Origin of the sequence: Rhodococcus sp. NPDC127593 (genome assembly GCF_042671975.1) — a bacterium.
In the GTDB taxonomy this organism is placed as follows: Bacteria; Actinomycetota; Actinomycetes; order Mycobacteriales; family Mycobacteriaceae; genus Rhodococcus_F.
Map to the genome: position 1 here is coordinate 1 of NZ_JBHXWI010000134.1, position 8350 is coordinate 8350.

Consider the following 8350-nt stretch of genomic DNA (forward strand, 5'->3'; position numbering starts at 1 on the left):
GACTGACACCCGTCGAATATGAGACGCTCCATCAGACCGCACACGCGGCCTGAAACTGCACACCCCGAGTGTCAACCAGGGTGGGGGCAGTCCCGATCGCCGTACCGAGCACCTCTGCGACCCACCACATCGCAACTTCTCGTATCGCTCCGCAGGCCCGCCCCCGCGCCCCGTCGCACCTTCGATCGAGGGCTTCAACCTCATCGGGATGGCTTGCCGACCCCTATCTGCTCCTCACCCCATTGGGGTGAGGAGGTTGGAGTACCAAGTCGGGACTAAGTCACCCCGTTGGGGTGGCGATCGGATCGAGTGCCCTACACCACACTGGCCTTCATGACAGAGGCCTTTCACCAGCTGCCAAGCAGTCGATTCCAAGGTGTATTAGCAAAATGCGGGATCGGACCCGAAAGGAAACGGGCATGAGTGGGGTACTGAGCGGTCGCGTCCGTAGTTCCGCCGGACTAGTCGTGGTGGGTGCGGGCGTGGCCGGTTTGCGGACGGTGCAGGGTGTGCGGCGTGAAGGATACGACGGTCCAATCACGTTGATCGGCGCGGAGGCGCATCTGCCCTATGATCGGCCGCCGCTGTCGAAGCAGGTACTCACCGGCGCACTCGGATCCACGTCCGTGACCTACCACGACCGGGAATACTTCCAGGATCTTGGCGTGACGGTCTTGACCGGGGCGCGGGTGGACTCGGTCGATGTCCAGGCGCAGACGCTGGCCGTACAGTTCGAGGGATCGGATGTCCGCATCCCCTTCGCGGCTCTTGTAGTGGCTACCGGCGCCCGGCCCCGCAGGTTGCCGTGCATGGTTCCACCGCGAGGCGTCCACGTCGTGCGTACCTGCGACGACGCGGCAGCGCTGTACGAAGACCTACTCACGACGTCGACGGTGATCGTGATCGGAGGCGGGTTCATCGGCGCCGAGGTCGCATCGAGTGCTCGCACGCTTGGTCTGGAAGTGACCGTCCTCGAAGCAGGTCGGTTCCCCATGCGGCGGGCGCTCGGGCCGGTCGTTGCTGAGTTGCTGAGCGAGCTACACGAACTGAATGGTGTGACATTACGTTGCGGGAGCAGCGTCAGTGGCTTCCTCGGCGGTGAGAGGGTCGAGGGAGTGCTGCTCGACGACGGGACCGCGATTGAAGCTGGCCTGGTCGTCGTCGGTATCGGAGTGGTGCCGGACGTCAATTGGCTTACCGGCAGTGGTCTTCCACTCGGTGACGGCTTGATCTGTGACCAGTTCCTCCGCGCCGGATCGGAGATCGTGCTGGGTGTGGGAGATGCAGCATCGTGCCCGAATGCGGCGATGGGTGGTCGGCGGGTGCGTTCTCAGCAATGGACTACCGCAGGGGATCAGGGAACGCACGCAGCCCAGGTGCTGACACACGGGGCCGAGATCGCCGGTCCATTCAGTCACGACATGTACTTCTGGTCCGACCAGTACGGGGTGAAGATCCAGGGGTCGGGCGACCTCTCCGGGGACGTCGAGGTTGTTGAGGCGCGGCCGGATCTATCGCGTCTGGTAACTGCGTATCGGAAGGGCGACCTGATACGTGGTGCAGTGACGGTGAATGCACCGAAGCACTTTCGCCGTCTTCGAAAAATGATCGGTTCTAAGGATCTGTGGAGCGGGGCTGTCGAGTTCGCCTCTGCTTCTGCAGGTGTCAGTGGAGGTGAGGTTCGGTGAGTCAGTTTCCTGAGGTCGAGGTCGGTCTCGATCAGGCCGATTGCTGTGGTTCCGGGATGTGCGCCAATTTGGCGCCGCGCGCGTTCGAGATCGATCCGTCCGGGGTCGCGAAGGTGTTGCCGACGGCGCCAAGTTCGGACCGGAGCCAGTTGTTACGTGCGGCGAAGAGCTGCCCCACGGCTTGCATCACATTGCTGGAGAGAGGGGAAGAGATCGACCTCTTCCAATAGCGAACCTTTCGAAGGTCCCGCTACCCCCGCGCAACCAATCATGGGCTCAAAAGCAATAGAGCTCAAAGCAACCAAGAAGGAACAGCCATGACAACCCAAACGGACAACGAACCCGTCTACGACCTGAACACCAGCGCGGCAACATGGCGCCACTTTTGGCACCCCGTCGCAACCCTCGAAGAACTACGCGCGGCAAAACCGGGTGGTCGTGGTCCCCTCCAGTCGAAGCTGCTGGGCGAGCTGATCGGGATCGCGGAGATCGGCGGCAAGCTGATCGCCTTCGAGGACAGGTGCTCGCACCGTGGAGTTGCCCTCACCCTCGGGTGGGCGGAGGAAGACGGTCTTCGATGCAAGTACCACGGTTGGTGCTACGGAAACGACGGCCACTGCAAGGAGGTCCCGTCGCTCACAGCTGATCAGCCCATCCCTGCCCGGGCTCGTCTCAATCAGTACGACTGCGAGGAGCGATACGGGCTGATCTGGGTACGGATGGATTCGTCGGTCGAGACCAAGATCCCGTCCTTCCATGGGTGGGATGACGAGACCCTGCACTGCATCATGGGTGAGCCTTACCAGTGGCCCTGCTCCTCCGGCCGCCGTATGGAGAATTTTATGGACGTCACCCACTTCCCGTTCACGCACTGGGGCACGCTGGGCGCTCCCCCGAACACTGTCTTCCCTGTCTATCCGGTCGATCAGCGCGACGGTACGTTGAACTGGAAGACAGACACCTTCCTGGCTCACAATCCTGGTCAGGACACTTACGGTCCTCCTGTCGATGAGGACGCAGTCATGCTGCCGCCGGCCGAGTACCTGATCGAGGTGCCGTTCAGTATCACCCTGAGATTCACCTGGTCCGATACCTTCTCCACACAGATCTTCATGCACGCCACACCGGTAGATGAGAACACCAGCCGAAGTTACTGGTTCACCTGTCACACTCATGACGAGTCTTCCGACCAGATCCACCTACAGTTACAGGACATGGTGCTCGGAGAGGACTACCCTGTGGTTGCCTCACACACACCCGCCCGAATCGGCGACCCCCGGAACGAGGTGTCGGTGTTCCCTGACAAGCCGACCATTTTCTGGCGTCGGTGGATTCGTGAACTGGACGCGGGAGCAAAGCGCGGACCCGAGGCACTGCGGGAAGCACTCGACCAGGTCGCGATCGAAACGGCGAGCTCACAGCCAGTGGGCTGAAGCGCAGATCGCTTAACCACATTTCCTGACCATGGCGCCGTTGATTAGAGCAAGCACATCGCTGCCTGTTTCACTGATGATGGCGCCATGGCTTGGACATCCGATGAACTTTGGTCGCGATGCCGAGTGGTGAGGTGCAGTTAGCGGTTCCGAACCGGGATGTAGGCCCTGGCGATAACCGGATACCCTCGCAAGCTGTAATTCTGTCGCGCGGTGTTGCCGAATTCCAGCTATTCGTAAAGGAATTGCCCCGTACCATCCGCTCCTGATGCTCTTCTCGGTGTCTGCGCACATCGGCGGACCGCCCTCGCGCGCGCATAGCTGGACCAACGACGCGGGAACATGACCGCAGACCATTCCTGAGCCCATAGTCCCGAAGCACTACCTATGCGGCAAGATCGCGGCGACCGCGGCAACTTGATCGCCTCGTGACTGATCCAATTCACGTTCGGCAAACCCGACGCTTGGCGCCTTGCTGCGCCTCCGCCGCACCAAGTCCGTCATCGTCTCGGCATCCATTGCAAGCAACCAACCATCTGAACCCAGACTCAGCTGTTACCCCACTCACCCTGTACGCACCGATAACCCTGAACCAGTTCGTGTCCAATTGAGATGAAAGAGCGTGCCACAATGGCAGTTTCCGTCAACAGGATACCTAGTCAAGTCCGCGTCACCGAAAGAGATGTACGAAACGCGAAATGGATCTGCTTTCTCGCGTGGACATTCGCAGTATACGATTTCGTTCTGTTCGGCAATCTTCTTCCCAAACTTGCTGAAGATCATGGCTGGACGGAGGCGCGCTCGACCGGTATCAACACATGGGTCACGATCGGCACCGCGGTAGTTGCATTCGCGGTCGGACCCATGGTGGACAAACTGGGTCGCCGCAAGGGCATCATCGTGGCGGTTATTGGTGCAGCGCTAATGTCCGCGTTTACAGCTGCCGCCGGCTGGGTCGTGGGCGTGACAGCGGGCATCGGCATCGTCTTGCTCATCGTTATCCGTTCAGTCGCCGGATTGGGGTACGCCGAGCAAGGAATCAACGCCACGTACCTGAGCGAGATGTTTGCGACGGTTTACACGGATCCGGCGCGCGTTCGACGGCGGGGGTTGAGTTACTCTGTCGTGCAGTCAGGTTTCTCTGTGGGGTCGGTTCTCGCTGCAGCCTCAATCTACGCGTTCTACCCCATCGGCGGCTGGACACTATGCTTCATCATCGGCGCATTTCCTGCCCTGTTCATGGTCTGGGCCGCAAGGTATTTGAAAGAAAGTCCTCAATTCTCCCTACGGAAGGAAGCTGAGGGCCTACGGCGAGTCGGCCTTGAAGATGATGCGAATGCACTTCTTGATTCCGCGGGACTTGCACGACGGACCGCCTCGACACCGTTGATCGCGGCCTTTAAAGGCGAATCGCTACGACCGACGCTTGCACTTAGCGCGGCCTTCTTTTTGATTTGGTTTGGGGCTTTGGCGTTCATGATCCTCGGCACATCTGTCCTCAATTCGACAGACGGAAAGAACATTGCGTTCGACAACGCTCTCGTCGTACTCATCGTGTCGAACCTCAGCGCCTGCATCGGGTACCTTACGTTCGGCTGGATCGGTGACCGACTCGGGCGCCGTTTCAGCATTTCCATCGGATGGATACTTGCAGGTATGTGTTTTGTTGGAATGATGTTGGTACCGAACGACAACGCCATTCTCATTATCGTTCTTTACAGCCTGGGATTGCTCCTCCTGTCGGGACCGTTCGCGGCCCTACTCTTCTTCGGAGGTGAAAGCTTCCCCGCCCATACGCGGGCGACAGGGATCGCGATTGTTACCGCTGCTGGTCAGATTGGCGCTGTTACGGCCGGGGCCGTGTTCACATTCTGGCTTTCGAGCGGCCACTCTTGGGCCAGCACCGCCTTGCTCTGGGGTGCTCTGCCAATCATCGCGGCCGGATTCGTCATTCTATCTGCCCGGCACGTCCCGCCAGGCACCGTCCGTATCGATTGATCCCGCAATCAAGCATGATCCGTAATCACACTGGGGCGCCGCCGGTTCGAGCAAGGGGGCCGCCCACGCCCACCCAACCAATGCGACAAGGCCGCAATGCGGATCGGGGGCCATCCCGGGCGGGGCATCCGCACCATCGCACTCAGTTCTATTTGCAGTCAATTCTGTTGAAATGTCGGACGACAGATCGGGCAGCTGGCGACGCACCTTGGTGCAGAAGTGCCGACGGCGTTCATGGGTTCGTCGTCGCCGGGGAATCGTTCGGGATCGATGACCAGGCGGGAGAATCGGTTGATGGCCAGCCAGGGTCGTGGGAGACCCGATGCGAGGAGTTCCATGTTTCGAAGTGCGACGTGATCTGTTGCTGTGTCCGTTGATTCGTCCAGCAGTCGTTGCAACTGGTCGTCGGTCAGGAGCATTCCCGTACGGACTTTCTCGGGGATGGAGCGGGAGGCGTGCGGGACGTGCAAGATGACCGGCGAATCCGCGTGGCCGGCCTCAACGTGGCAGGAGGTCAGGTGGTTTCCTTGTTGAATTCAGTGTCGCCAAGCGTTGCGCGAGGTCGACCGTGTCTTCTGATCGGCGGCAGGGTCGATTGATCGGTGAGTCTTCCCTCTCGGTGCTTGCATCGGATCTCCTTCTTCGCGTGCGTGTGTGTGCGTGTCACAGTGTGCGGTTGTTGGGAGCTGTCGCCGCGTTAGCGAGCTGGTGGTATGTCCCGGCCGGCGACTGCCCCGGGGTCTTTGAGTGCCTGGTTGCGTAGTCGGCGGCGATCGATGACTCCGTGGGTGAGGGCGGGCGGACGATGCCCGACGTGGTACTGGCTGGGGTTGTGGGGGCAGGGGAACACCGAGAGTCCTTTCGATCCGTGGTGGCGTCTGCGGACGTTCTTGGCGTCTGATCGGGCGAGGTAGCTTCGGAGTTTGCAGCGCCTGCACCAGATCCACCGGGCAGCGGGATTGTGTGATCGTGGTGGGGCCATGATGTTCGCCTCTCTTCTCGTGGAGGATCGTTTCGGAAGGCGGGTTATGCGGCCCGGCCGATCTGGAGGTTGAGCCAATCGGTGAGCCATTGGATGGCGGTGCGGCCGGCGTTATCGACGACGAGGTGGTTGTAGTCGGTGTGGGCGCCGGAGGCGAAGAATGATGCGGCGTTCAACCCCTCGGAGACCAGGGCGGCGAGGTCGTCCGCACCTTGGGAGTTGGCCACGGTGGTCAGCGTTCCGGTCAGCCCGTTCAGGTCGAGGCTCTGGGCTTGGGCGGGGACTGGGGTCGGAACGGTGTGGGCTTGTTTGCCGAGGAGGGCCGGGTCGGTCTTGGTGGCCTTGCCCGAGAGCATGTTCACCGCGACCGAGGCGAGGTCGAGACCGACGGGCAGCAGTCCGGTCATGGCGGCTCCGGCGCCGAGTGGGTCGGGCGCGCGCCCGGGTGGTGGGAGGAGTCTCTCCACCGCGGCCCAGGCGATTTCCTGAATCTGACCGATCAGGTTGGCGAGCCGGATGACATCGACATTGGCAAGGATCGAGGTCACCAGCGCGGCGATCTGGGTGAACCCGGAAGGGTCCGGGATCATCGAGAGGATCTGTGAGACCCATCGGAGGTCGACGGCCGCGGCGAGTTTGACCAACGGCGCGAACTGGTTGTTCAACTCCCCTGCGATTTGGTGCGCCCCGTGTGCGTCGAGCGCGGCTACCTTCTGCGGGAGGACCGTCAGGTTCTGCAGGATTCCGGGGAAGTCGAGTGCGGTCACGCCGGTCACCACGTTGAGTACTTGGCTGACGACGACGCTCGGTTTGAGGACCGACAGCACGCTCGATACGGTCGTGAGTGCGTCGGCGGGTGTGGCAGCCAGCGGCGCGACCTGTGCGCTCAGTGTTCCTGCTGCGGTGGACAGTGCGGTCGCCTCCGGCGACGTGGCTGGCACGGTGGCAGTGCCGGACTGGACCAACGCCGACGCCGTGTCGGCGAGCTGGGTCGCGGTCGTCACCGCATTCGACAGGTCGGCCTGGGACGCGGCGGTCAGGAGCTGGCCGGCGGCGTGTTCAGCGGTTCCCGACGCGGCGGTGGTCAGGTGGGCGGTCGCGGCGGAATTCGCTGCGCCGGTCGCGATCAGATCCGCGATCGGGCTGAGGGTGTGCATCAGCGACGTCGCGGAGTTCGCCAGCTGGCCGACATCGATCGTGTCTTCGTTGCTTTGCTGCGCCAGCGTGGTGGCGTTGGGGCCGAGTGCCGGCAGATCGGCTTGCGAGAAGTCCGAGGTCAATGCCTCAGCGAGACCAGCGCTTCCGTCGGGGGCGAGCGCCCCGGGGTCGGTGCTGGGCGCCTTGCTGAGGATGGAGCCAAGCGACCCGAGAAGCGGGCTCGCTCCCTTCTGGATCGAGCAGTACAGGTCCTTGCCCGTGTAGCAGATGGAGGCGACCCGGCCGGAGAGCTGACCCATTCCCTGCGGGCGGGGGTCGGCGATCCCGGTTCCCGCGGCGCGTGGGCCGACGACGGCTTCCCCCTGGGTGCCCGAGCCTGGGTCCGCCAGCAGGCCAACCGCGAGTACCAGATCGGGTGGGATGGGGCCCTTGCCGTTACCGATGTCGGAGGCGAGATCGCCGGCCGCGTCGGCACCCTGGGAGTATCCGGTGATCGTGAACTTCGTTCGCGTGCAACTGCTCGCCATGTCGGTAAGCACAGTGGCCGCTTTCGCGCGCGCGTCGGACTTGCTGTCGGCGTAGGTCTTTCCGTTGTCGAACGCGCGGGCCATATACGGCAGGGTGTAGACCTCCGCACGGTCATCGTGGGTGGCCGTGATGGCGTCGGCGATCGGTTTGAGAATTCCGACCGGAACGGAGGGGTCGGCGTGCTCGTTGGTTTCCCAGGTTCCGGGGATGAAGAGGTTGAACGTCGATGCGCATCTGGCCGGGTCCGCGTGCGCCACCGCCGGGACGGTCACCGCTGCGGTTCCGGTGGCGACCGTCGCGGTGACCAGTGCGGCGAGTGCGCGGTGGGCGGTCGGACGTGTGGCGGGCATTGGCACCTCATCTACCGGGCGGACTGTGGGTGGATCACCGTTCGGTGAGCACATCGGTGGTCGCAGCCGGTTGCGCTCGCGTCGAGGTGAGTGCCCACAGTGGCCGGTTAGTACGGTGGGGACTGCCCCGGCTCTGGTTGACACCTGACCCGTGAGGGATCTGCCCTCACGGTGAAAGGATGATCGACATGCCGAAGCCATATCCCGAGGAGT

The 8350-nt window shown here is 62.5% G+C and carries 6 protein-coding genes; 4 read left to right on the plus strand and 2 right to left on the minus strand.

All coding sequences use genetic code 11. The annotated features are described in order from the left end of the window. Positions 1 to 293: 293 nt before the first annotated feature. From ACFVJ3_RS48755 to ACFVJ3_RS48770, 4 genes are all read left to right on the plus strand, one after another. Complete coding sequence (locus tag ACFVJ3_RS48755; protein WP_378458924.1) at positions 294 to 1688, plus strand: NAD(P)/FAD-dependent oxidoreductase; 1395 nt, start codon at positions 294 to 296, stop codon at positions 1686 to 1688. Next, positions 1685 to 1918, plus strand: coding sequence for a ferredoxin (locus ACFVJ3_RS48760; RefSeq protein WP_378458925.1), 234 nt, complete (start codon positions 1685 to 1687; stop codon positions 1916 to 1918). Before ACFVJ3_RS48755 ends, ACFVJ3_RS48760 begins: the two co-directional genes overlap by 4 nt. A gap of 87 nt (positions 1919 to 2005) precedes the next feature. Continuing rightward, complete coding sequence (locus tag ACFVJ3_RS48765; RefSeq protein ID WP_378458926.1) at positions 2006 to 3121, plus strand: Rieske 2Fe-2S domain-containing protein; 1116 nt, start codon at positions 2006 to 2008, stop codon at positions 3119 to 3121. A gap of 630 nt (positions 3122 to 3751) precedes the next feature. Beyond that, a complete protein-coding gene (locus ACFVJ3_RS48770) occupies positions 3752 to 5119 on the plus strand; it encodes an MFS transporter (protein WP_378458927.1) in 1368 nt (455 codons plus the stop codon). A gap of 158 nt (positions 5120 to 5277) precedes the next feature. Here the strand turns inward: ACFVJ3_RS48770 and ACFVJ3_RS48775 are convergent, their stop codons facing one another. Together ACFVJ3_RS48775 and ACFVJ3_RS48780 are read right to left on the minus strand one after the other, a co-directional pair. Continuing rightward, on the minus strand, positions 5278 to 5589 hold the full coding sequence (locus tag ACFVJ3_RS48775; RefSeq protein ID WP_378458928.1) for an N-formylglutamate amidohydrolase: 312 nt from the start codon (positions 5587 to 5589) through the stop codon (positions 5278 to 5280). A gap of 556 nt (positions 5590 to 6145) precedes the next feature. Continuing rightward, entirely contained in the window at positions 6146 to 8137 is a 1992-nt protein-coding gene (locus tag ACFVJ3_RS48780; protein WP_378458929.1) for a cutinase family protein, read from the minus strand. Between the last annotated feature and the right edge of the window lie 213 nt (positions 8138 to 8350).

Bases quoted from the DNA above. Each gene is read 5' to 3' on its own strand.
- ACFVJ3_RS48765 (WP_378458926.1), top strand. From the start codon at position 2,006: ATGACAACCCAAACGGACAACGAACCCGTCTACGACCTGAACACCAGC.
- ACFVJ3_RS48770 (WP_378458927.1), top strand. From the start codon at position 3,752: ATGGCAGTTTCCGTCAACAGGATACCTAGTCAAGTCCGCGTCACCGAA.
- ACFVJ3_RS48780 (WP_378458929.1), bottom strand. From the start codon at position 8,137: ATGCCCGCCACACGTCCGACCGCCCACCGCGCACTCGCCGCACTGGTC.